This window comes from Mycobacterium sp. NGS63, assembly GCF_059812295.1.
Genome location: NZ_JCALCJ010000002.1, coordinates 124263 through 147494, shown reverse-complemented (window position 1 = coordinate 147494; position 23232 = coordinate 124263). Strand labels below are relative to the sequence as shown.

22 protein-coding genes and 1 pseudogene are annotated in these 23232 nt (G+C 69.0%); 7 read left to right on the top strand and 16 right to left on the bottom strand.

Annotated elements, in window-relative coordinates; genetic code table 11:
* The 8 genes from AC5Y4Z_RS04065 to AC5Y4Z_RS04030 form a co-directional block, all read right to left on the bottom strand.
* On the bottom strand, positions 1-2280 hold the full coding sequence (locus tag AC5Y4Z_RS04065) for a PE domain-containing protein (RefSeq protein WP_499961049.1): 2280 nt from the start codon (positions 2278-2280) through the stop codon (positions 1-3).
* Between the two features lie 198 nt (positions 2281-2478).
* Entirely contained in the window at positions 2479-4368 is a 1890-nt protein-coding gene (locus AC5Y4Z_RS04060; RefSeq protein ID WP_499961800.1) for an ABC transporter family substrate-binding protein, read from the bottom strand.
* Positions 4369-4412: 44 nt separating this feature from the next.
* Positions 4413-6302, bottom strand: a complete 1890-nt coding sequence (gene typA, locus AC5Y4Z_RS04055) for a translational GTPase TypA (protein WP_499961048.1) — start codon at positions 6300-6302, stop codon at positions 4413-4415.
* A gap of 45 nt (positions 6303-6347) precedes the next feature.
* Entirely contained in the window at positions 6348-7079 is a 732-nt protein-coding gene (gene narI, locus AC5Y4Z_RS04050; protein ID WP_499961047.1) for a respiratory nitrate reductase subunit gamma, read from the bottom strand.
* Between the two features lie 11 nt (positions 7080-7090).
* Positions 7091-7756 carry a nitrate reductase molybdenum cofactor assembly chaperone gene (gene narJ / locus AC5Y4Z_RS04045; protein ID WP_499961046.1) on the bottom strand — a complete coding sequence of 222 codons (666 nt, stop codon included), beginning with the start codon at positions 7754-7756 and terminating at the stop codon, positions 7091-7093.
* A complete protein-coding gene (gene narH, locus AC5Y4Z_RS04040) occupies positions 7753-9420 on the bottom strand; it encodes a nitrate reductase subunit beta (protein WP_499961045.1) in 1668 nt (555 codons plus the stop codon). The genes narJ and narH overlap by 4 nt, the downstream gene beginning before the upstream one ends.
* Positions 9420-13127, bottom strand: coding sequence for a nitrate reductase subunit alpha (locus AC5Y4Z_RS04035; RefSeq protein ID WP_499961044.1), 3708 nt, complete (start codon positions 13125-13127; stop codon positions 9420-9422). Before AC5Y4Z_RS04035 ends, narH begins: the two co-directional genes overlap by 1 nt.
* 356 nt (positions 13128-13483) lie before the next feature.
* On the bottom strand, positions 13484-13876 hold the full coding sequence (locus AC5Y4Z_RS04030) for a (deoxy)nucleoside triphosphate pyrophosphohydrolase (RefSeq protein ID WP_499961043.1): 393 nt from the start codon (positions 13874-13876) through the stop codon (positions 13484-13486).
* Between the two features lie 26 nt (positions 13877-13902).
* Here AC5Y4Z_RS04030 and AC5Y4Z_RS04025 point away from each other — a divergent pair, with 26 nt between their 5' ends.
* The gene (locus AC5Y4Z_RS04025) at positions 13903-14187 is read left to right on the top strand and encodes a 4a-hydroxytetrahydrobiopterin dehydratase (protein ID WP_499961042.1); all 285 of its coding nucleotides are present in this window, start codon (positions 13903-13905) and stop codon (positions 14185-14187) included.
* On the opposite strand, the gene AC5Y4Z_RS04020 is transcribed toward AC5Y4Z_RS04025, so the two are convergent.
* Positions 14184-15437: a mannosyltransferase gene (locus AC5Y4Z_RS04020; protein ID WP_499961041.1), complete on the bottom strand. Its 1254-nt coding sequence runs from the start codon at positions 15435-15437 to the stop codon at positions 14184-14186. The genes AC5Y4Z_RS04025 and AC5Y4Z_RS04020 overlap by 4 nt on opposite strands.
* Before the next feature lie 113 nt (positions 15438-15550).
* Between AC5Y4Z_RS04020 and AC5Y4Z_RS04015 the strand changes: the two genes are divergently transcribed.
* Both AC5Y4Z_RS04015 and AC5Y4Z_RS04010 read left to right on the top strand, forming a co-directional pair.
* Positions 15551-16219 carry a hypothetical protein gene (locus AC5Y4Z_RS04015; protein WP_499961040.1) on the top strand — a complete coding sequence of 223 codons (669 nt, stop codon included), beginning with the start codon at positions 15551-15553 and terminating at the stop codon, positions 16217-16219.
* 45 nt (positions 16220-16264) lie between these two features.
* On the top strand, positions 16265-17314 hold the full coding sequence (locus AC5Y4Z_RS04010; RefSeq protein WP_499961039.1) for an Rv1157c family protein: 1050 nt from the start codon (positions 16265-16267) through the stop codon (positions 17312-17314).
* Positions 17315-17319: 5 nt separating this feature from the next.
* Here AC5Y4Z_RS04010 and AC5Y4Z_RS04005 read toward each other — a convergent pair whose 3' ends face one another.
* Together AC5Y4Z_RS04005 and AC5Y4Z_RS04000 are read right to left on the bottom strand one after the other, a co-directional pair.
* Positions 17320-17466, bottom strand: coding sequence for a DUF1059 domain-containing protein (locus AC5Y4Z_RS04005; RefSeq protein ID WP_067325215.1), 147 nt, complete (start codon positions 17464-17466; stop codon positions 17320-17322).
* Positions 17463-18044: an HhH-GPD-type base excision DNA repair protein gene (locus AC5Y4Z_RS04000; RefSeq protein WP_499961038.1), complete on the bottom strand. Its 582-nt coding sequence runs from the start codon at positions 18042-18044 to the stop codon at positions 17463-17465. The genes AC5Y4Z_RS04005 and AC5Y4Z_RS04000 overlap by 4 nt, the downstream gene beginning before the upstream one ends.
* A 31-nt stretch (positions 18045-18075) precedes the next feature.
* Here AC5Y4Z_RS04000 and AC5Y4Z_RS03995 point away from each other — a divergent pair, with 31 nt between their 5' ends.
* Complete coding sequence (locus AC5Y4Z_RS03995) at positions 18076-18615, top strand: nuclear transport factor 2 family protein (protein WP_499961037.1); 540 nt, start codon at positions 18076-18078, stop codon at positions 18613-18615.
* A gap of 103 nt (positions 18616-18718) precedes the next feature.
* Here AC5Y4Z_RS03995 and AC5Y4Z_RS03990 read toward each other — a convergent pair whose 3' ends face one another.
* Positions 18719-19852 carry a TIR domain-containing protein gene (locus AC5Y4Z_RS03990; RefSeq protein WP_499961036.1) on the bottom strand — a complete coding sequence of 378 codons (1134 nt, stop codon included), beginning with the start codon at positions 19850-19852 and terminating at the stop codon, positions 18719-18721.
* 102 nt (positions 19853-19954) lie between these two features.
* Between AC5Y4Z_RS03990 and AC5Y4Z_RS03985 the strand changes: the two genes are divergently transcribed.
* Complete coding sequence (locus AC5Y4Z_RS03985; protein ID WP_499961035.1) at positions 19955-20617, top strand: HEPN domain-containing protein; 663 nt, start codon at positions 19955-19957, stop codon at positions 20615-20617.
* A 60-nt stretch (positions 20618-20677) separates the two neighbouring features.
* Here AC5Y4Z_RS03985 and AC5Y4Z_RS03980 read toward each other — a convergent pair.
* From AC5Y4Z_RS03980 to AC5Y4Z_RS03970, 3 genes and pseudogenes are all read right to left on the bottom strand, one after another.
* Positions 20678-20771: pseudogene (locus AC5Y4Z_RS03980) on the bottom strand (hypothetical protein); the annotation flags it as partial.
* Between the two features lie 115 nt (positions 20772-20886).
* On the bottom strand, positions 20887-21066 hold the full coding sequence (locus tag AC5Y4Z_RS03975) for a DUF5302 domain-containing protein (RefSeq protein ID WP_499961034.1): 180 nt from the start codon (positions 21064-21066) through the stop codon (positions 20887-20889).
* Positions 21067-21075: 9 nt separating this feature from the next.
* Positions 21076-21519 carry a PPOX class F420-dependent oxidoreductase gene (locus tag AC5Y4Z_RS03970; protein ID WP_499961033.1) on the bottom strand — a complete coding sequence of 148 codons (444 nt, stop codon included), beginning with the start codon at positions 21517-21519 and terminating at the stop codon, positions 21076-21078.
* Between the two features lie 33 nt (positions 21520-21552).
* On the opposite strand from AC5Y4Z_RS03970, the gene AC5Y4Z_RS03965 reads away from it, so the two are divergent.
* Positions 21553-22071, top strand: coding sequence for a DUF1697 domain-containing protein (locus tag AC5Y4Z_RS03965; RefSeq protein WP_499961032.1), 519 nt, complete (start codon positions 21553-21555; stop codon positions 22069-22071).
* Positions 22072-22079: 8 nt separating this feature from the next.
* Here AC5Y4Z_RS03965 and AC5Y4Z_RS03960 read toward each other — a convergent pair whose 3' ends face one another.
* Positions 22080-22445 carry an Rv1152 family transcriptional regulator gene (locus AC5Y4Z_RS03960; RefSeq protein ID WP_067325224.1) on the bottom strand — a complete coding sequence of 122 codons (366 nt, stop codon included), beginning with the start codon at positions 22443-22445 and terminating at the stop codon, positions 22080-22082.
* A 37-nt stretch (positions 22446-22482) separates the two neighbouring features.
* Between AC5Y4Z_RS03960 and AC5Y4Z_RS03955 the strand changes: the two genes are divergently transcribed.
* Entirely contained in the window at positions 22483-23196 is a 714-nt protein-coding gene (locus AC5Y4Z_RS03955) for an NAD-dependent deacylase (protein ID WP_499961031.1), read from the top strand.
* Positions 23197-23232 lie beyond the last annotated feature (36 nt).

The window sequence follows — 23232 nt, the reverse complement described above, 5'->3', positions numbered from 1 at the left end:
TTACAACAGCCCGGCCAGGTCGGCGCCGAAGGCCAGGCTCTGGTCGAAGATGCCCTCCAGGCCGCCGATGTTGCCGGCGTTGAACACCTGCCCCGCGCCGCCGGTCAGGAACAGCGCCGGGACCTGAGTGCCGGTCAGCAGGCCGTTGACCGTCTGCTCGCCGGTGGAGATGAACAGGTTGCCCACGTTGAACAGCCGGTTGAGCGCACCGTTGAGCGCGGCGTTGGTCCCGAACGTGCTTGTCTCCCAAGCGATCTCACTGGCAAGCAGGTTGTTGTTGAAGCCGGTCTCGGCGGTGACCAGGTTGTTGACGAAGGCGATCTGGCCCGACGCCAGCCCCTGCAGCCCGGCGATCGGCGCGGCCACCAGCGCCGCCCCCGTCGTGGGTAGCCCGGCGAACAACGACCCGCCCAGGGCCGCGGTCAGCGACGCCTGCAATCCCAGCCCGCCCAGGGCCGCGCCCAGCGACGCCTGCAGCGAGCCGTTGCCGGTCAACCCGCCGACGACGGCCTCGACGACGTTGAGGTCCCACAGGAACTTGTTGTCGACGGCGCCCAGGATCCCGCCGAGCGCGCCGCCGCCGATGATGTTGGCCGGGTTGCCCACCAGGAGGCTGGCCAGGATGGCGCCGCCGCCGGCGGGGAGCTGCGCACCCAGCAGGCTGTCGAAGCCCACCTCGCCGGTGCCCAGCACCATGTTCCAGAAATTGAAGAAGCTGTCCAGCACGCCGCCGACGGCGCCGGTGCCGCCGAACAGCGCGGTCTCCAGCGCGGTTTCCTGCGCCACCAACGCCGCGTTGAAGCCGAGCTCGTTGGTGATCAGGGCGGTGTTGAAGCCGAGCTCCATCGCCTGCAGCTGCGCGAAGAACGCGGCGGGCGTGGCGGCGGTGAACAACGCCTGGAACGGCGCGACCAGGTTGGCCAGCAGGGTGGGCAGCCCCGAAATCCCAAGGGCCAGGCCGCCGTTCAGCGCGGCGCTGAGCTGGGCGCTGAGTCCCGACAGCCCCGCGCTGATGCTGACGCCCAGGCTCGGGCTGAAGCCGAAGACGCCGCCGAGGGCGGCCAGCGCGGCGTTGAGGTTGGCCGGCAGGGTGAAGCCGAAGCCGCCCGCCAGGCCGGGCAGGTTGCCGAACAGCGACGCGCCCGTCTGCAACAAACCGTTCAGGCCGGCGCCCAGGCCCGAGAGGCTGCCGCCGAAGCCGCCGCTCAGGGCGGCGTTGATCGCGCCGCTCAGCCCCGGCAGCCCGGCGCCCAGGCTGGTGGCCAGCGCCCCGCCGGTCTGCGCCAATGCCGACAGCCCGCTGTTGATGTTCGACGCCAGCGTCGCCCCGAGCGGCCCGAGCCCCGCGAGGCTGCCGCCGAGGTTGAAACTTCCGCCGAGGGCGGCGTTGATCGCGCCGCTGAGCCCCGACAGCCCGCCGCTCAGGCTGGCCTGCAGCCCCGGCAGCATGGCGGCGAAGCCACCCGACAGGGCGGCGGGCAGCGCGGCGCTCAAACCGACGGCCAGGCCGTTGATTCCGGCGTTGAAGCTGTTCGCCAGCGCCGCACCCGTCTGCGCCAACGCCGCCAGGCCGCCGTTGAAGTTCCCCGCCAACGCAGCCCCGAGGGGGGCCAGCCCGGCGAGGCTGCCGCCGAAACTGCCCGACAGGGCGGCGTTGAGCGAGCCGCCCAGCCCGGACAGCCCGCCGCTCAGGCTGGCCTGCAGCCCCGGCAAGGCCGCGTTGAATCCGCCCGCCAGGCCGGAAAGCCCGGTGCCGATGTTGGTCGCCAGCGCCCCACCGGTCTGCGCCAGGGCCGACAATCCGCCGTTGACCTGTGTCGCGATGGCCGCACCCAGCGGCGCCAGCCCCAGCACGTTGGCGCCGAACGTGGCCGACACCGAGGCGTTGAGCGAGGCGCCCAGCCCGGCGAGCCCGGCGCTCAGGCTCGCCCCGAAGGCCCCCAGCCCGCCGCTGATGTCGATGGCGGCCGCGGGCACCGCATTCACCAGGGTCTGCACGACATTTACCTCGGCGGCCGCATAGCTGCCGGCGCCCGCGGTCAAATTCTGCACGAACAGCTGGTGGAACGCGGCGGCCTGCGCGCTCAGTTGTTGGTAGCCGGCCGCGTGCGACGAAAACAGCGCCGCAATTTCCGCCGAAACCTCGTCGGCTGCGGCGGGCAGCACTCCCGTGGTCGCGGCGGCGGCCGCGGTGTTTGCCGTGCCGATGAGGGATCCGATATTCGCCAAATTCGATGCGGCATCGGCGATTAGCTCCGGCCCTGCGACAAGAAACGACACTCTGACCTCCCCGGTTCAGCGCCAAGTCAAACGCAATCCCCCCGTTTGCCCATCGGGCGGGTTTCGCGATGGCCGCAGCGTATCGAAATGGCGTGCTGAAAATGGCTATTTGCAATAATTGCCGGGACGGATATTCGGTCCCGAATAAAACGTGATTAATTCGTTACATTTGACGCGCCGCGCCGTTGGCCGCGCGGCCTACGGGCCGGTCTTGATCCATTGGCCGGCGTCACCCACGATGCCGACCGGCACCGCGCCCGACAGGCTGACGTTCTGCACGCTGGGCCCGGCCGCGACGATGGTGGTGTCCTGCAGGATCGGCAGCACCGTCGACATGTTCCACAGCCGCGGTTCGACCGCGGTGATCACGTCGTTGATCGCCTTGGTGCCGTTGAGGGCGGCGTCGATATTGGATTGGATGCTGCGATCACAGATGCCGGTGAGGTTCGACGGCGCCTGCACCAGCGCGCCGGGCTCGGGCGGGCGACTCGGAGGCGTCGGGGTGGGCGTCTCGGACGACGTCACCGCGGATGTGGTGCTGGTCGGCGTGCGCCCCGCAGGGCCCGGCGCCGGCGCGCTGGGGGTCGGCACCTGCGTGGACTGCAGCGCGGGGCAGCCGTAGCGCGAGGCCAGCAGCGTGGCCAGGTTTCCACCGGCCTGATGCCAGCCGACGATCGCGTCCACCTGGTTGTCGTTGAGCGCGTCGCGGTACAGCGTCACCGGGTCCAGCGCCAGCACCGTGGCGTAGATGCCGACGTTGCGCAGCTGGTCGGCGGCGGTGTTGGCCACCGCGACCGAGGTCGGGTCATTCGCGGCCACCCCGATCACCAGCGACAGCTGCTGGCCGTCCTTGCTGATCCGGCCGCGGATCACCTCCGGCGGGCCGGTGGTGGGCGGGGTGGGCGCCGGCGAGGTCGAGGCGGTCGCCTCGATCTGATAGCCCGACGAGGAGAGCAACGCCAGCGCCGCGGGCGTGGTCATCGCCGGGGGCGCCGTCGGCTCGTAGCCGGGATCGCTCGGCGAACGGATCTGCGCCTGGTCCAGCGTCACGGTGTTGTCGCTGCCGGCCCCGACGGCGGCCAACAGGTCGACGTCGAGCAGCCCCAGGATCGCCTTGCGCACCTGGGCGTCGGCCAGCTTCGGCTCGTTGGCGCGCAGGGTCAGCTGCATGACCCGCGGCGTCACGATCCGGGCCGTCCGCACGTCCGGGATGGCCGACAGCTGCGCGAACGCCGCCGAGCCGCCGTGCACCTGGGCCACCTGGGTGTCGCCGTTGCGCACCGAATCGGCCAGCGCGGCCGGCGCCCCGGCCCGCCGGAACAGGATCAGCGCGGGCTTGGCGGGCGGCCCCCAGTAGCGGTCGTTGCGGGCGATCAGGATCTCGTCGCGCTGCGGGTCGATGCTTTCCACCCGGAACTGCCCGCCGGTGACCGGCAGCGCGCGGGCCAGCCCGGCGGCGAAACCGCCGGGAACGTCCTTGACGATGTGCGCCGGCAGGATATTGCTGAACAGCTCCTTCCAGGCCGGATACGGCTGGGCGAAGGTGACGACGGCCTGCTTGCCGCCCTCGAGCGACTGCACGCCGGTGATGAGGTCGTAGCCGGCCGGGTCGACCACCCCGGGCTGGCTGACCATCTGCCGCCACAGGTACCAGAAGTCGTCGGCGGCGATCGGGGCGTTGTCGGTCCACTGCGCCTCGGGCCGGATCTTGTAGGTCACGGTGAACGGGTTTTGGCCGGTCACCTCCGCGGACACCAGCAGGGTCGGGTCCATCTCCCAGCGCGAGCCGGTGGCCGTGGTGGGGTCGGGCACCGGGCGGAACGCGCTGGGCAGCACCAGCGCGCTGATCGCCGCGTTCACCGGCGAGAGGTCGGACAGCAGGTGGGGGTTGAACCCGGCGCCGATCGAGTCGATGCCCATGATGATCTGGGTGGGCCGCTGCGGGGGCGGCGCCGAGTTGTGCGGGGTGTCGGTGCTCTGCGGCGCCGGCGGCGGCTTGACCGTGCAGGCCGCCAGCGCCAGCCCGGCCAGCGAGACGACGACGCCGACCGTCACGAACAGTCGGCGGGCTCGGCGCGGCACGGACATCAGGGTATCGAGCGCCCACCCGGCGACCCGGCGAACCACGCGCGCTAGCCCCGGGCCTTGGCCCGCGCCCGACCGCGGGCCCGCGCGGTGGCGTCCAGCTCGACCTTGCGCACCCGCACGATCTCGGGGGTCACCTCGACGCATTCGTCGGGCGCGCAGAACTCCATGGCCTGCTCCAGGTCGAACTCCAGCGGCTTGGCCAGCGTCTCCATCACGTCGGCGGTCGAGGACCGCATGTTGGTCAGCTTCTTCTCGCGGGTGACGTTGACGTCGAGATCCTCTGGGCGCGGGTTGATTCCGACGACCATGCCCTCGTAGGTGTCCTGGCCCGGCTCGACGAAGAACTGGCCGCGGTCGGCGAGCTGCAGCAGCGCGAACGGGGTGATGGTGCCCGAGCGGTCGGACACCAGCGAGCCCGTGTGCCGCGCCCGGATCTCCCCCGCCCACGGCCGGTAGCCGTCGAAAACGGCGTTGGCGATGCCGGTGCCGCGCGTGATCGTCAGGAAGTCGGTGCGGAAGCCGATCAGGCCGCGGCTGGGCACCACGAAATCCATCCGGACCCAGCCGGCGGCATGGTTGGTCATCTCCTCCATGCGGCCCTTCCGCCCGGCCATCAATTGCGTTATGGCTCCGACGAATTCGTCGGGACAGTCGATCGTCATCGCCTCGAACGGCTCGTGCAGCCGGCCGTCGATGGTCTTGGTGACCACCTGCGGCTTGCCGACGGTGAGCTCGAAACCCTCGCGGCGCATCTGCTCGACCAGTACGGCCAGCGCCAGCTCGCCGCGGCCCTGCACCTCCCACGCGTCGGGCCGGCCGATGTCGACGACCCGGATGGAGACGTTGCCCACCAACTCGGTGTCCAGCCGGCCGCGCACCATGCGCGCGGTCAGCTTGTGCCCGGATACCTTGCCCGCCAACGGCGAAGTGTTGGTGCCCACCGTCACCGAGATGGCCGGCTCGTCCACGGTGATCCGCGGGAGCGCATGGGCATGGTCGGGGTCGGCCAGCGTGTCGCCGATCATGATCTCGGGGATGCCCGCGAGCGCAACGATGTCTCCCGCGATCGCCTCGTCGGTGGCGCTGCGCTCGACACCTTCGGTCACCAGCAACTCGGTGATCTTGGCGCTGGTGATGACGGGCACGCCGTCCACCTCGCGCATCCACGCCACCTGCTGGCCCTTGCGGATGCGCCCGTTGTAGATGCGGATCAGCGCCAGCCGGCCCAAAAACGCCGACGCGTCCAGGTTGGTGACCAGCGCCTGCAGCGGCGCCTCAGGATCGCCCTTGGGCGGCGGTACGTGCTCCTCGAGGACCTCGAACAGCGGGTCCAGGTTGGTGCCGTCGGGAACCTGGCCGTCGGCCGGCTGGGTGGTGCTGGCCACCCCGGCGCGCCCCGACGCGTAGAGCGTGGGCAGGCCCAGCGCGTGCTCGGCCGCCTTGGCGGCTTCGTCGTCGAGATCGGATGCCACGTCGAGCAACAGGTCGTGGCTGTCCTCCACCACCTCGGCGATGCGCGCGTCGGGCCGATCGGTCTTGTTGACCACCAGGATGACCGGCAGGTGGGCGGCCAGCGCCTTGCGCAGCACGAACCGCGTCTGCGGCAACGGCCCCTCCGAGGCGTCGACCAGCAGCAACACCCCGTCGACCATGGACAGTCCGCGTTCCACCTCGCCGCCGAAGTCGGCGTGCCCCGGCGTGTCGATCACGTTGATGACGGTGACGGTTCCGTCGCTGTGGTGGCGGTGCACGGCGGTGTTCTTGGCCAGGATGGTGATGCCCTTTTCCTTCTCCAGGTCACCGCTGTCCATGATGCGTTCCTGGGTGTCGTCACCCCGGTGATGCAACGCGCCGGACTGCCGCAGCATCGCGTCGACCAGGGTGGTTTTCCCGTGGTCGACGTGGGCGACGATGGCGACGTTGCGAAATGGCACGTCGGAGATTGTGGCAGTGGGGGCGCTAGATAGCGAACCGGCCGCTCACCAGCCGGGCCGGCGCGGCGCCGAGCCGACCAGGTCCGGTTTGTCCGATACTTCCCGGCTGCGGTAGACGATGTAGGGCCGGAACAGGTAGGCGATCGGGGCGCTGAACGCGTGCACCAGCCGGGTGAACGGCCACAGCGCGAACAGCGCGAGCGCGATGAACACGTGGATCTGGTAGTAGAACGCGGCGTGGGCCATCAGGTCCCCGCGCGGGTCGAGGATCCAGATCGAGCGGAACCAGACCGACACCTTCTGCCGGTAGTCGTGCAGCTCGCCGAAGTGGGTGGCCCCGGCCAGCGTGCAGCACATGCCGGCCACCAGGGCGCAGACCAGCACGACGTACATCAGCTTGTCGTTGCGGGTGGTGGCCAGATAGACCGGCCCGTAGGCGCGCCGCCGGTAGACCAGCAACCCGATGCCGATCAGGGTGGCGAACCCGGCGGGCACGCCGAGGAGCAGGGCCTGCAGGTGGTAGATGTGGTCGCTCATCCCGAGGTCCTCGGTCAGCCATTCCGGGACGAACAGGCCCATGACGTGGCCCATGATGACGGCCAGGCTGCCGAAGTGAAACAGCGGGCTGCCGATCGACAGCAGCTTGGACTCGTAGATCTGTGACGAGCGGGTGGTCCAGCCGAACTTGTCGTAGCGGTAGCGCCACCAGGTGCCGACGGCCGCGGCCGCCAGGACGGCGTAGGGGATGTCGTCCCAGAAGATCTCGAGCAATTTCATGTGGACCAACGTCAGGCTCCCTTGGTGCGCTTCGGCGGGACGGTCAATGTGAACGGTTGCAGCCCAACGGCTTCCGTGGGCGGACCGGCCTTGGCGAGCCGTTCGGCGCGGCGCGCCTCCTGATCGGTGGCCGCCGGCAGCGTCTGGCAGACCGCCGCGATGGTGTGCTCGTAGGGCGAACCGGCGTCGGCCAGCGCGCCGCGCAACACGTCGATCGGGACCCGGTGCTCGGTCAGCAGCCGGCGCCCGGACTCGGGGTCGACGGTCGCGGCGAATTCGAGCACGACGGGCAGGTGATCCGGCGCCTCGACGCGGGGCGGTTCGACGCCGGCCTCGCGGTAGGCGGTCGCGAACGCCAGCATCTCGCGGCCGCGGTTGCGGGTGTCCCCGGCGGTCCAGTACGTCAGGTACATGGTGTTGCGCCGGCGCATGTCGAAGGTCTCGACGTAGCCGATCGCGGCGGCCATCGGGTCGAGGCCGCGCAGGGCCGCGACGGTTTGGCCCAGCAGCGCCGCCGCGGGGCCGCCCAGGTGCCCCAGCAGCTCCTCGACGGTGTCCAGCCGGTCGCCGAACCCCTCGTCCGGGTAGGCGAGCAGCAGCGACGCCGCCTGCCACACCAGCCGGTCCTGCATGGTCCGGTTGGCCGAGCGGTCGCGGACCTGCCCCAGCAGCCTCATCCGCCGGCCTCCGGGAACAGGCCCGCGGGCGTGCCGTGGCCGTCCCAGTTGAGCAGGTTGACCCGGGAGCGGCCGCCGCCGCGGGCGCGCTCCAGGCCCCCATCGTCGCCGGCCTCACCGCGCTGGCGTTGTTGCTTGATGGCGTGGAAGGTCTCCACGGCGACCGGCACCGGGGCGCCGCTGCCCTCGCCGAACGGGCCGGTCTCGTACATCCCCGGGCCGCCCTCGCCCGACAGCGAGCACCCCATCTCCTCGAGATCCTTGGCCTGGGGGCTGAAGGCGGTCGGAATCACGTACCGCTCTTCGTATTTCGCGATCGCCAGCAGCCGGTACATCTCGTAGATCTCTTCCTCGGTCATCCCGACGGCGTGTGGGATGTGGGGCTGGGTCTCGCGCCCGAGGTTGATGTCGCGCATGTACGAACGCATCGCCGCCAGCCGGGACAACACGCCCTCGACGACGGCGGTGTCACCGGCGGTGAACAATTCGGCCAGGTATTGCATCGGGATGCGCAGCGCGTCCAGCGCGCCGAACAGGTTGCCCAGCTCCTCGCCGTCGTGCCCGTCCCGGCTGACCGCGTCGACCACCGGCGACAGCGGCGGGATGTACCAGACCATCGGCATGGTCCGGTATTCCGGGTGCAACGGCAGCGCCACCTTGTACTTGTTGATCAGCGCGTACACCGGCGAGCGCTGCGCGGCCTCGATCCACTCGTCGGTGATCCCCTCGGCGCGCGCCGCGGCGATCACCTCGGGGGCGTTGGGGTCCAGCAGGATCCGGCGCTGCGCCTCGTAGAGGTCGGCGTCGTTTTCCACCGACGCCGCCTCGAGCACCCGGTCGGCGTCGTAGAGCACCAGCCCGAGGTAGCGCAGCCGGCCCACGCACGTCTCCGAGCAGATCGTCGGCAGGCCCACCTCGATGCGCGGGTAGCACAGCGTGCACTTCTCGGCCTTGCCGGTCTTGTGGTTGAAATACACCTTCTTGTAAGGGCATCCGGACACGCACATCCGCCAGCCGCGGCAGCGGTCCTGGTCGACCAGCACGATGCCGTCCTCGCTGCGCTTGTACATCGCGCCCGACGGGCACGAAGCCACGCAGGACGGGTTGAGGCAGTGCTCGCAGATCCGCGGCAGGTAGAACATGAAGGTCTCTTCGAGCTTCAGCTTCACCTCATCGGAGACCTTCTGCAAAATCGGGTCGCCGGACAGGATTTCGGGCGAGCCGGCCAGGTTGTCGTCCCAGTTGGGCCCCCAGGAGACCTTCATCGGCTTGCCGGTGATCAGGCTGCGCGGCGCGGCCGTCGGGAACGTGTCGCCCGCGGGCGCGGTGGTGAGGTTCTCGTAGTCGTAGGTCCACGGCTCGTAGTACTCGTCGAGGGTGGGCAGCTTGGGGTTGGCGAAGATCCGCAGCAGCTTGCTCAGGCGGCCCCCGTCGCGCAACCGCAGCCGGCCCTTCTTGTCGCGGATCCACCCGCCGCGCCAGCGCTCCTGGTCCTCGTAGGTGCGCGGATAGCCTTGTCCCGGGCGGGTTTCGACGTTGTTGAACCACACGTACTCGGTGCCGCTGCGGTTGGTCCACGCCTGCTTGCAGGTGACCGAGCAGGTGTGGCAGCCGATGCACTTGTCGAGGTTCATCACCATCGCCAGCTGTGCCATGACCTTCATCAGTACGTCACCTCCTGAGTGCGGCGACGCACCACTGTCACCTCGTCACGCTGGTTTCCGGTGGGGCCCAGGTAGTTGAACGCGAACGAGTGCTGGCCGTAGCCGCCGGCCAGATGGCTGGGCTTGATGCGCACCCGGGTCAGCGCGTTGTGGTTGCCGCCGCGCTTGTTGTTGGTCTCGGTGCGCGGGGTGTCCACGGTGCGTTCCTGGACGTGGTAGACGTACACCACGCCGTCGGGCATCCGGTGCGACACGATCGCCCGGCACACGTAGATCCCGTTGACGTTGACCGCCTCGACCCAATCGTTGTCGCGCACCCCGATTTTCGCGGCGTCACCGGGGCTCATCCACATCGTCGGGCCGCCGCGGGACAGCGACAGCATGTACAGGTTGTCCTGGTAGGTGGAGTGGAACGACCACTTCGAGTGCGGCGTCAGGTAGCGCACCGTGAGCCCGATACCCTCGTCCGGGGTGGCCCCCAGCTCGGGCTGGCCGAACAGCCGCGCCATGTCCAGCGGCGGGCGGAAGACCGGCAGGTGCTCGCCGAGCTCCTCGATCCAGTCGTGGGCCAGATAGAAGTGCATCCGCCCGGTGAGCGTGTGGAACGGCTTGAGGTGCTCGATGTTGATGGTGAACGGCGCATACCGGCGGCCGCCGGTTTCGCTGCCCGACCATTCCGGGCTGGTGATCACCGGGACCGGGCGCGCCTGGGTGTCGGCGTAGGTGATGCGGCGCTCCTCGCTGCCCTCGGCCAGGTGCGCCAACCGCTGGCCGGTGCGCTTCTCCAGCTCCCGGAACGCTTCGACGGCCAGCCGGCCGTTGGTGGTGCCCGACAGCAGCAGCAGCACGTCGGCCATCCGCTGGGCGGTGGTGATGGCCGGGCGGCCCGCCGCCACACCGGAATTCATCACGCCGAACCGGGCGGCCAGCTGTTCGACCTCGCGGAACGGATGCACCGTGATGCCCTTGGTGGTCACCCCGAACTGATCGACGAGCGGGCCCAGGGTCAGCCACTTGTCGTAGATGGCGGCGTAATCGCGTTCCACCACGGTGAGTTTGGCCATCGTGTGTCCCGGCACCGGGGTGGCGCCGCTGCGCAGCCAGTCCTTCTCGGTGCCGTCGGGGTAGGCCATCGCGTCCGGGGTGTCGTGCTGCAGCGCGGTCATCACCACGTCGCTGCGGGTGCCCAGGTGGCGCCTGGCCATCCCGCTGAAGGCGCGGGCGATGGCGCCGAAAGCGTCGAAGTCCGAACGGGTTTCCCACGGCGGGTCGGTGGCGGCGCTGAACGCGTGCACGTACGGGTGCATGTCGGTGCTGGACAGGTCGGCCTTCTCGTACCAGGTGGCCGCCGGCAGCACCACGTCGGACACCAGCGTCGTCGACGTCATCCGGAAGTCGATCGACATCATCAAATCGAGCTTGCCCTCGGGGATCTCGGCGCCGCACACCACGTCGACGGGCCGCACCCCGTCCTCCGGGGGCTGCGCGGTCGCGTTGGAGTCGGTCCCCAGCAGGTGGCGCAGGAAGTACTCGCCGCCCTTGCCCGACGAGCCGATCAGGTTGGCCCGCCAGACGGTGAGCACCCGCGGCCAGTTGACCGGGTTGTCGGGGTCGGTTACCGCCAGTTTGAGCTTGCGCCGGCCCAGCTGCTCGGCGACGTACTCGGCGACGTCGCGGCCGGCCCCGCGCGCCTCGTCGGCGACGTCCAGGCTGGACCGGTCGAACTGCGGATAGAACGGGCTCCACCCCATCGCCACCGACGAGGCCAGCACGTCCATGGTGTGCTTGCCCGAAAACCGGCCCCGCCCAATGGGACTGGCCAGCTTGTCGGCGCCGTATCCGTCGTAGCGCCATTGGTCGGTGTGGGCGTACCAGTAGGACGCGCCGGGCACCTGCCGCGGCGGGCGCGACCAGTCGGTGGCCATCGCCATCGTCTGAAATCCGGTGAGCGGCCGCACCTTTTCCTGGCCGACGTAGTGCGCCCAGCCCCCGCCGTTGCGGCCCATCGACCCGGTCAGCATCAGCAGTGCGAGCACCGAGCGGTAGATGGCGTCGCTGTGGAACCAGTGGCAGATGCCGCCGCCCATGATGATCATCGAGCGGCCGCCGGATTCCTCGGCGCTGCGGGCGAATTCCTTGGCGACGCGGATGGCCTGCGCGGCCGACACGCCGGTGATCGGCTCCTGCCACGCCGGGGTGTTCTGGTGCGTCGAGTCGTCGTAGCCGGTGGGCCACGCGCCGGGCAGGCCGGGGCGCGCCACCGCGTACTGGGCGAGCATGAGGTCGAATACGGTGCACACCAGGTGTTTACCGACCCGGCGCACCGGCACGCCGCGCGCCACCGTGCTGCCTTCGCCGTTCACGGTGTCGAAGCTGGGCAGGTGCACCAGTGCGGTGCCGGCATCGCCGTCGTCGCCGACGGCGGGCGCGTCGGAGACGCTGAGCGCCGGCAGCACGTCACCGAGGTCCAGGTTCCACTTGCCGACCCCGTCCTCGCCGTACCGGAACCCGAGTGAACCATGGGGCACCACAACGGAGTTCGTCGCCTCGTCGAGCACCGCCGGCTTCAGCGCGGCGTTCTCGGCCGCGCCTCCGATGTCGGCCGCGGTCAGGTTCTTGCCCGGCACCAGCATGTCGCCGCGTTGTTCGAGCTTGATCAGGAACGGCAGGTCGGTGTAGCGGCGCGCGAAGTCGGCGAAGAACGGAACCCGTTTCTGCACATAGCATTCCGAGAGGATCACGTGGCCCATCGCCATGGCCAGGGCCCCGTCGGTGCCGGCCGCGCAGGGCATCCATTCGTCGGCGAACTTGGTGTTGTCGGCGTAGTCGGGGCTGACCGTGACCACCTTGGTGCCGCGGTAGCGGGCCTCGGCCATCCAGTGGGCGTCGGGCGTCCGGGTGATCGGCACGTTGGAGCCCCACATCATCAGGTACGCGGCGTCCCACCAGTCCCCCGACTCCGGCACGTCGGTCTGGTCGCCGAACACCTGCGGCGAGGCCACCGGCAGGTCGGCGTACCAGTCGTAGAACGACGTCATCGGCGCGCCGATCAGCTCGTAGAACCGCGAGCCGGCGGCGTAGGACACCATCGACATCGCCGGGATCGGGGAGAAACCGGCGACGCGGTCGGGGCCGTAGGTCTTGATCGTGTGCACGTGGGCCGCCGCGATCAGTTCGGTGGCCTCGGCCCACGTGATCCGCACCAGCCCGCCCTTGCCGCGCGCCTTCTGATAGCGGCGCCGGCGCTCGGGGTCGGCCTGGATGTCGGCCCACGCCAGCACGGGGTCGCCCAGCCGCGCCTTGGCCTCCCGGAACATTTCCATCAGCACGCCGCGCGCGTAGGGGTAGCGCACCCGCGTCGGCGAGTAGCTGTACCAGGAGAACGACGCGCCGCGGGGGCAGCCGCGCGGTTCGTATTCGGGCCGGTCCGGGCCCACCGACGGGTAGTCGGTCTGCTGGGTTTCCCAGGTGATGATCCCGTCTTTGACGTAGATCTTCCACGAGCACGAGCCGGTGCAGTTCACTCCGTGCGTCGAGCGGACCACCTTGTCATGGCTCCACCGGTCCCGGTAGAAGACGTCGCCTTCCCGGCCGCCCTGGCGGGTGACGGTGCGCAGGTCGGCCGAGAACTCGCCGGGGGTGAAGAACCGCCCGCTGCGCTCCAGTAACTCCTCGAGCGGTCCACCGATATGGGGTGTGACGGTCAAGGGGTAACCCTCCTACTCCGGCTCGTCGTGTCGGGGAGTCCCTTCGTCGATCCCGCCTTCGCGGCGCGCGACAGCGCCCGAGCATAGGTAGCCGGGGGGCGGCCGACCAGCCGCACCGGTTGTGCCCTGTTAGCGATGTTTCGTGCCGTCACGTGAGGGTTCCTTCGGGCGGGCACGCCGCGGCCCGGTGTGTCGGCCGTGACCACACCGTCGCAAACAACCATCGGGATCGCTACCGGCATGCAAATCGAGGTTAGGGGGACTTTTTGGGTTATTACCTCTCGATTTCACGCGTGTCAGCTGCAACAGCGCTGAAGGTTGACTGGACGAAAGCTGTGGAGGCCTTATGAACCTGCTCACAACGCCTGGGTGAGGTCGCCCAGCCAGCCACGATCGGCCGGCACCCAGTCAACGGCGTGCAGCTCCGCCGCGGTCACCCAGCGCAACGACTGGTGGTCGTGCGGGTGCGGCTCGCCGCGCAGCAACCGCACCCGATAGGCCCGCAGCGTCGTGGTGTCGTTCAGCTCGATGTCGGCGCCGAGCCGGTCGCCCACCGCGATGTCGGCGATGTTCAGCCCCAGCTCCTCGGTCAGCTCCCGGGCCAGCGCGTCGCGCTCGGTCTCGCCTGGAGCGACCTTGCCGCCGGGCAGTTCCCAGCGCCCGGCCAGCTCGGGCGGCCGGGTCCGCTGCGCCACCAGCAGCCGGGAGCCCGAGATGACCGCGGCCGCGACGACGATCTGGGTCGGCATGGCCAGTGACGGTATACCGTCGGGATATGGCTGTGTTAACGGATGAGCAAGTGGACGCCGCACTGCCCGAACTCAACGGATGGGAACGTTCCGGCGGCGCCATTCGCCGCTCGATCAAGTTTCCAGGCTTCCTCGACGGCATCGAGGCCGTGCGCCGGGTGGCCGAGCACGCGGAGAGCAAGGACCATCACCCCGACATCGATATCCGTTGGCGGACGGTCACTTTCGCGCTCGTCACGCATTCGGCGGGCGGCATCACGCAAAACGACCTCGACATGGCGCGCGACATCGACGGGATCGTCGGGAGCTAGCCCTCCGACTCGGCCGTGTCTCGCGTGGCCGCGATCCAGATCAGCGTCGCCACCGCGGCCACGATGTAGACCAGCCCGGCCCACGCCAGGTACCACGGCCGGCTGATCTGCCAGATGGTCGGCTGGGCGAAGCTGAGCAACCAGGGCACGCCGACGATGGTCAGCGCCAGCCAGCCCCAGCCCACGGCCCGCGCGCCCGGGCGCCGGCGCGGCGCGCCGTGAATGGCCCAAATCATCAGCGGCACCAGCCACACCCAGTGGTGGGTCCACGAGATCGGTGACAGCAGCAGCCCGAACAGCTCGACCACCACCAGCTTGCCCAGCCGGTCGGCGGGCTCCAGCGCCCGCCAGGCCAGGACGGCCAGCACCGCCGTCAAGGCGATGGCCGCGAGCACCAACGGGCCGAATCCGGCGTCGTGGCCCAGGATCCGGGAGATGCCGCCGCGCCAGGATTGGTTGAACGACGTGCCGATCGGCCCGACGCGGTGCGCGTCGCCCAGCAGGTCGGTGAAGTAGTAGCGCGCCTGGTCGCCCACGATCAAAGCCGACACGCCGACGGTGGCGACGAAGACGACCGCCGAAAACACCGCGGCGCCCCACCGCCGCACGCCGGCCAGGTAGACCCCGGAGATCGCCGGCGTCAGCTTGATCCCGGCCGCCGCGCCGATCAGCAGCCCCGATAGCCACCACCGGGTGGTGGAGACCGCCCACAGCACCGCCAGCATGAGCAGGACGTTGACCTGCCCGTAATCGAAGGTGCTGCGCAGCGGCTCGATCCAGATGGTGACCGCCGTCCACGCCATCGCCACGGGGCGGCCGGCGCCGGCGGGCACGCCCATCAGCCGCTGAGTGATCCGGATCGCGCCGTAGAGCGCGGCGATCGTCGCCAGCTGCCAGCCGAAGGCGACCAGCCCGAACGGCAGCAGGTGCAGCGGGTAGAAGACGACCGCCGCGAACGGCGGATAGGTGAAGGGCAGCGGGAAGTCCGGCGTCTGGTCGGCGTAGGCGTAGCTGTACAGGGTGCCGGGGTGGTCGAGGGCGGCGGCGCCGCCGAGGTAGACGTGCAGGTCAACGAAGTTCGCGCCGTTGGGCGCCAGGTACGTCCAGGCGAGCCGCGCGGCGACGCTCACCAGCAGCAAAACCGGCGCGGCCGACTGCAGCCGGCCCGCCGGGGCGGCCGTGGTGTGGGTGGTGGTGTCTATCGGACCGACTCTAGCGAGCGGCGCGCGCGCCACGGGCCGCCCGGTCACCGCCGTCGCACGTATCGGTAACGATCGAATAAATGCCACACGTGTCACTTGAGTCACACCAGCATCAAAGTAGCTTCGGCGGCGGGACCCGTCATCGACAACCAGGGAGAGTCATGCCAACCATCTGGACTTACTTGCGTGCAACCGCCGTCCTCGTCGGTTCGTCCGCAGCGCTACTCACGGGCGGCATCGCCCACGCCGACCCGGCGCCGGCGCCGGCCGTGCCCAACATTCCGCAGCAGCTGATCAGCTCGGCCGCCAACGCGCCGCAAATCCTGCAGAACCTCGCCACCGCGCTCGGCGCCACCCCGCCGGCGGCGCCGGCCAGCCCCGGCGTCAGCTTCCCGGGGCTGCCCGCCGCGACCTCGCCGGTGTCGTCTCCGTCGCCGATCTCGGCGATTCCGGGGCTCACCTCGCCCGCCGCTCCCGCCGCGCCGGCGTCGCCGGCGATACCGGGGCTGAGCTCGATCCCGGGCCTGGCGCAGCAGGCTCCCGCGGCGCCCGCCGCCCCGGCCGCGCCGACGATTCCGGGGCTCCCGGCCATCCCGGGGTTGTCGACGCCGGCGGCTCCCGCGACCCCGCCGGCGCCGCAGATCCCGCAGGCGCGGGTCAACATGCCGGCGCTGCCGTCCGGCATGCCGGTCAATGTGCCCGCGCAGCTGAACCTTCCGGGGGATCTGTCGGCGCTGGCCACGGGCCAGGCCCCGGCCGCACCGGCCGCCCCGGCTCCGGCCGCGGCGCTGCCCAACCCGATGTCCCCGCTGCTCGCGGCCATCCCCTGAGCGGCCACTTAGACAGCTGACCCACTACCAGGACCGGAGGACACCGTGGGAAACACTTGGAACCTGTCCAAAGGTGTGGCCGCTGTCGTCACGGCGTCGGCTGCCGCGTTCGGGCTCTGCCCGAGCGCGGCGGCCGATCCGGCGGCACCGCAGCCGACGCCACCATCCAGCGCCGCCCAGCAGCTCCCGGGCCTGCCCGCGCTGTCGCAGCTGAGCCCGATCATCCAGCAGGCGGCCAGCAATCCCGGGCAGGCGACGCAGCTGCTGATGGCCGCCGCCCAGGCATTCGCCCACAACCCGACGGCGCCCGGCGAATCCAAAAACGTCGCGGCGTCGGTGAATCAATTCGTGCAGGAGCCGGGCTCGCCGGTTCCCGGCGCGCCGGCCCCCGCGGCCGACACCGCCCCGGTGCAGCACGTGCCGCCGGCGGGCATCGAGCCCGGCCTGCAGTCGCACCTGCCGCCGGGCATCGACCCTTCTCACGCGGTGGGTCCCGCGCCCGTCGCGGCGCCCCCCGCCGCACCGGCGGCACCCGCTCCCGCCGCCGCGCCGCCGCCGGCCGAGCCCGTCGCGGCGGCCGCACCGGCGGCTCCGGCCCCCGCACCGTCGGCAGCCCCGGCACCGGCGCCCGCGCCGGGTCCCGCGCCCGATGCCGCTCCCGCGGCGGCCCCGGGTCTGGGCCCCGACGCCCCGCCCACGCAGGACTTCATGTACCCGTCGATCGGCACCAATTGCCTTGCGGACGGCAGTAGTTCGATCGCGACCGCGCTGTCGGTCGCGGGGCCGGCCAAGATCCCGACGCCCGGCCCCGGGCCCGGCCAGACCGCCTACGTGTTCACCGCGGTCGGCACGCCGGGACCCGCCGAGGTCCAGAAGCTGCCGTTGAACGTCACGTGGGTCAACCTGACCACGGGCAAGTCGGGCACCGTCACGCTCAAGCCGCGCACCGACATCAACGGGGACGGGCCGACGACGCTGACGGCGATCGTCGACACCGGCTCGGGCAGCATCATGTCGACGATCTTCGGGCAGGTCACCACCAAGGAAAAGCAGTGCCAGTTCATGCCCACCATCGGCTCGACGGTGGTGCCCTAAGGCGGTCAGTACGCCATGAAGAGGATGGCGTCGCGGTCGTACTCGAGGCCCGGGTGGTCCTTGGCCAGGTGAGCCTGGGTCAGCTCGACCAGCTCGTCCTCGTCCTTGCCGACGATGGCTTCACCGCACGGACACGTCAGGTGCGTCTTCACGTTGCCGCCTTTCCCTTCGCTGCTGCCTTCATCTGCTTCTTGTACGACCGCACCTGTGACAGCGAACGGTCGTCGACGATGTCCGCGACGGACAGGTGCGTGCCGGCCTTGCCGAACTCCCCGGCGGCCCCCCGCCAGCCCTGCGGTGTCACGCCGTACTGCTTGCCGAGCAACGCCAGGAAGATCTTCGCCTTCTGCTCGCCGAAACCGGGCAGCCCCTTGAGCCGCCGCAGCAGCTCCGCCCCGTCGGGCTCGCCCGCCTTCCACAGCCCCGCCGCGTCGCCGTCGTAGCGGTCGACGATGATCTGCGCCAGGCCCTGGATGCGCTTGGCCATCGATCCCGGGAAGCGGTGCACCGCCGGCCTTTCCGAGCACAGCGCGGCGAACTTGTCCGGGTCGTAGCCGGCGATCTCGCCGGCGTCCAGGCCGCCCATGCGGTCGGCGATCTTCTTCGGCCCCGCGAAGGCGGTCTCGAACGGCACCTGCTGGTCGAGCAGCATCCCGATCAGCAAGGCGAACGGGTCGTCGTCCAGCAGCGCGTCGGCGGCCGGATCCTGGGCCAGCTGCAGTCTGGGCACGCGCACAGCATAGCCACCGGGCTAATGTGGCGTGGTGGTGGATGACGCCAAGCTGGCACTGATGCTGGCCCGGGACGAACTCCATCAGCTCGTCACCGCCTATTGCCGGGCCGTCGACCGCGCCGACTATGGCGCGCTTCGAAACCTGTACCACCCCGACGCCACCGACGCGCACGGCTCGTTCTCGACGGGCGGCGTCGAGCAGTTCATCGCCCAGCTACAGGCCGCGGAACCGTATGTGCGCGTCTCCCAACACCACATCACCACAACGAACTTCGAGGTCGAGGGGGACGCAGCCCGCGGCGAGATCTACTGCCTGGTCTTCCACACCTTCGCCGGTCCCGAACACGACTCCGACGTCATCATCGGCGGCCGGTACCTGGACACCTACACCAAACACGGGGGCCGCTGGAAGTTTTGGCAACGCACCATCGTGGCGGACTGGGCCTACCGAAACGACCCGTCCCAGGTGGACTTCGGGCATCCCAGCACCCGGGGCAGCCTGCGCGGCCAACCGGGCCGGGCCGACCCGTCCGTCGGTCTGTTCCCGCCGCACAAACCTGAGCGGTAGTGCGGGCAAAAGGCATCAGCATGGATACGCAGCGACAGCAATCGCATTTGGGCATGGCGTTCCAGGGTTTCGGCCCGGAACCGGGAGGTGCGCCACTCGTCCACTAACCGACCGAGATCGACAGAATCTTCATGCTTACAAGCTCACGAAAGAGTTCGATACCCTTCTCGTCCAATCGGTCTTTTTCGAACTCGATGTAGCCGACACTGCTGAAGTTCGAGGGGAGTTCAATGCCCTTCTCCTTGAACACGACGATCCGGTCGCCGTACAGGACTGAAGCGGCACCGAGCTCATGCGACACGTTCTCGCTGGGGCGCCAGACACTGTTGCTGTCTTTGTCGAAGTATTCCTTATCGGCTGTGAAGATCAGGATTGCGGCGCCGCACTCACGCATCACATCCGCGACCTTCTGCGGAATGGGCCGAGCGCGATTGGCCTCTCCGACCGCCTGCTTGTGCGGGATGCCGTACTCGCTCAGGATCTTGACGAGCTGTTCCATCGGCTTCCGATTGGAGCCATGACCCAGGAAGATCGCATTCTTGCGGGCCCCGTCCGACGCTGTAGGCGGATCAAATTGTCCCGCAACGGTTTCGGATGGGGCATCGACGATCGCCTCGACACCAGTTTCCGGATTCGACTCTGATTCCTGCACCGAAGCACCATCGACGTTCTCCGACATCACGGGTGCGCCGATGTCGATGTATTCCTTGTCTTTGATCTTCTTGATGAAACCGACATATTGAGCGTTCTCAATCAGCAGGTCGAAGACGGCCGATGTGCGATCGGTCGGCACGCCCATGGTGGCGAGCACGTTCTGTGCGATGTTCTTTGGCGGAAGCGGCGAGCCGTCGTACCGCGTATAGAACTTTTGTGCTACCGAAGGATTTAGCGCCGCCTGGCGTAGTGCAAGCCGATCGTCGTCGACCTCGGTGGGGGTCACCACCCGAGCGCCTAGAGACGTGAGCGCAATCTGGGGAGCATTCGGACCGCCGTCGGTAAGCCCATAGCCCACCGCGGCCCCACAAATCGTTCGGAACGTCCCCGATCCCGGCGTCATTTTCAGCGCGGCTGCAACATCTATCGGCCGAGTCGGGTGTGAGCCATAGTTCTCGGCGATGGCAAACGGCACGCGGGCTGCCTTCTGCAGACTGTGGGACGGCACGTCGGCCTGGCTGATCTTCGTGCCCCGTGCACGCTTGTTTCCCTCAGGGGCCGCACTGGATGCGTCGGTATTCATGAACAACACTATACATGCTATGCATCCTATGCATATCATGCATGCGACACACTTCTACGAATCAACATCGAGTGCCGACGAGCGGACAACAAGGAGAACGCTGTGGCATCGCAGGCAAGGGCCGCTTTTGACAAGAACTGCGAGGACATCGACAGGTTGTTGGAGGTCCACACCAGCCTGACCGGCACTGGACCGGGCCGGCGTAGACAAGTCGAGGTACTGAACAAGGCGGCGATCGTGCTGATCACAGCTTTTTGGGAAGCCTACTGCGAGGACATTGCTGCTGAGGGGCTGGCGCACTTGGTCCAGTACTCGCCGGACGCCACAAAGCTTCCACCGGAACTCAAGAAGCAGATCGTAAAGGAGTTGGCGGAGGATGCCAATCAGCTTGCCGTCTGGAAGCTGGCTGACAACGGGTGGAAACAAGTGCTGGATTCCAGACTTGAGCGTCTCCGCGAAGAACGTAACAGAAAGTTGAAGACGCCTAAGCCTGCCCAAATCGACGAGCTATTCGTGAAAGCATTGGGAGTCAAGAAGATTTCCAGCAAATGGTTTTGGAGTGGGATGTCCGCGACGTCTGCTTCACGCAAACTCGACCGATATGTGGCCCTTCGTGGTTCGATCGCCCATAGAGGCACCGCATCTGCAAGCGTTCACAAGTCCCATGTAACTGACTACTACCAGCATGCCAAAAAGCTAGTCGGCAAGACTGGCGGGTCGGTCAATTCCGTTGTTCGAGCAGCTACCGGCAAAATGCTCTGGTGACCTCCGGGCCTTCTCCCAAGAATGACCATAAGCGGCCAGTCGCCGCCGACAGGTTTACAGCACCTGCCGGTCAAGGGGCATGCCAACTAGGAACGCGAACGGGCCCCAGCAGCGCGTCGGCGGCCGGACCCTGAACGAGCTGAATTTCAGGCACTCACAGTCTCGATGAGGGGTCCAGCATGGTGTTCAAAGGTTTCAACACAGCAGACCGGTTCAGGTCGAGAGCTTCGATCGAGTTACGCCGCAACGGCTTTCGATAGCTCTCGGCGTTAGCCGCTCTTGCGGCGGAACTCCCGACGGCCGCCGCCGGCGGCGCCATGCGCACGCGACTGCTTGCCGCCACCGTCCTTGTGGTCGGATCCGCCCGACGATTTGGCCATCTTGCGGTCCAGCGCCTCGCGGAATTTGCGCTTGTTTTCGTCTTCTTCCGCGGACTTCGATTCGGCCATACCGGAAGCCTAGCGCTTGCCGGGCGGCATGCCGTAGACGTGCGAGATGCGCAGCGTCATCAGCACCCGCCGGTCGGTGACCATCGCCTGGCGGTACTCGTCCCAGTCGGGATGCTCACCGGCGATGTTGCGATACAAGGCAATCAGCCCCTCGACGGTGTCGTCGTCGGGCGCGGCCGCCGGGGGCGTCAGCTCCGCGGCGCCCTCGGCGACGGCATACGACCACCCGTCGTCGGCGTCCACCAGGATCGAGGCCCGCGGGTCACGGCGCAGGTTGCGGGTCTTGGCCCGCGGCTCGGTGATCGACACCCGCACGACCAGCTCGCGCGGGTCGAAGTGGTAGCTCACGTTCGACAGCTGGGGTCGCCCGTCGCGCTTGATGGTGGCCAGCACCCCCAGCGAGTTCCCGCTGATCACGGCCAACAGCTTGTCGTCGAAGACCTGGCGTCCCATGTGAAAGAGCCTACGTCGTGGTGAAATCTGAGGGTGACCAGCTACGCGGCCTTCCTGCGCGGCGTCAACGTCGGCGGCGTCAACCTGAAAATGGCCGACGTGGCCGCCGCATTGACCGGCGCCGGGTTCACCGGAGTGCGCACGATGTTGGCCAGCGGCAACGTGCTGCTGGAGTCGCCGGCCACCGCGGCCGGGGTGCGCAAGAAGGCCGAGGCCGCGCTGCGCGAGCGGTTCGGCTATGACGCGTGGGTGCTGGTGTACGACATCGACACCGTGCGCGCCGTCGTCGACGCCTACCCCTTCGAGCGCGAAGTCGAGGGGTATCAGTCGTACGTCACGTTCGTCGCCGACCCCGCCGTGCTGGACGAGCTGGCCGGGCTGACGGGCGCCGGCGCGGACGAGAAGCTCGGCCGCGGGGACGGCGTGGTCTATTGGCAGGTCGCCAAAGGCGCCACGCTGGACAGCACGATCGGCAAGACGATGGGCAAGCCCCGCTACAAGTCGTCGACGACGACCCGCAACCTGCGCACGTTGGACAAAGTGTTGCGCTGACGGGCTTCTCAGTCGTCGGGCACGTTGGTCAAATACCGCATCGCATCGGACTTGGTCAGCCCCAGCGCCTTGGCCACCTCGACGTACTCCTTGGCGGCGGCGGCCATCGCCGCGTCGGTCGGGTCGAAGCGGGAGATGAAAGTGCCGAAGCGCCCGCGCGTTTCGACGATCGCCGCGGACTCCAGCTCGCGGTAGGCCCGGGCCACGGTGTTGGCCGCGACGCCCAGCTGGCCGGCCAGGTCGCGCACCGTGGGCAGGCGGCTGCCGGGCGGCAGCGCGCCGCTGCGGACCCCGTCGATGACCTGGGTCCTGAGCTGGTCGAACAGCGGTTTGCCCGCCTTCACGTCGACCCGTAACCAATCCCGCAGCTCCACCCGACCAGTATCCCGCACGCGAGGCTATCTTTGTGGGATGCGAGTAACGGTGCTCAGCGGCGCGGGGATCTCCGCCGAGAGCGGCGTGCCGACGTTCCGGGACGACAAGAACGGATTGTGGGCCCGCTTCGATCCCTACGAGCTGTCCAGCACCCAGGGTTGGCGCGACAATCCCGAGCGTGTCTGGGGCTGGTATCTGTGGCGCCACTACCTGGTCGCCGACGTCGCGCCGAACGCCGGGCACCGCGCCATCGCCGCCTGGCAGGACCACGCCGACGTCACCGTCGTCACCCAGAACGTCGACGACCTGCACGAGCGGGCCGGCAGCGCACCGGTGCACCACCTGCACGGCAGCCTGTTCGAATTCCGTTGTGAGCGTTGCGATCTGCCCTACACCGAGACGCTGCCCGCGATGGCCGAGCCGGCGCTGGAGGTCGAGCCGCCGGTGTGCCGCTGCGGCGGGCTGATCCGCCCCGACATCGTCTGGTTCGGCGAGGCGCTGCCCGACGAGCCGTGGCAGCGCGCGGTCGAGGCGACCCAGGCCGCCGACGTGATGGTCGTGGTGGGCACCTCGGCGATCGTCTATCCGGCGGCCGGGCTGCCGGACCTGGCGTTGTCCCGCGGCGCCGTCGTCGTCGAGGTCAATCCCGAGCCGACGCCGCTGACCGCCAGCGCCACGATCAGCATCCGCGAGAGCGCCAGCCAAGCGTTGCCCGAGCTGCTGCAGCGGCTGCCGGCCCTGCTGAAGTAACTTCGCGCCGAGACTGCGCACAGATCGCGTTTGGTG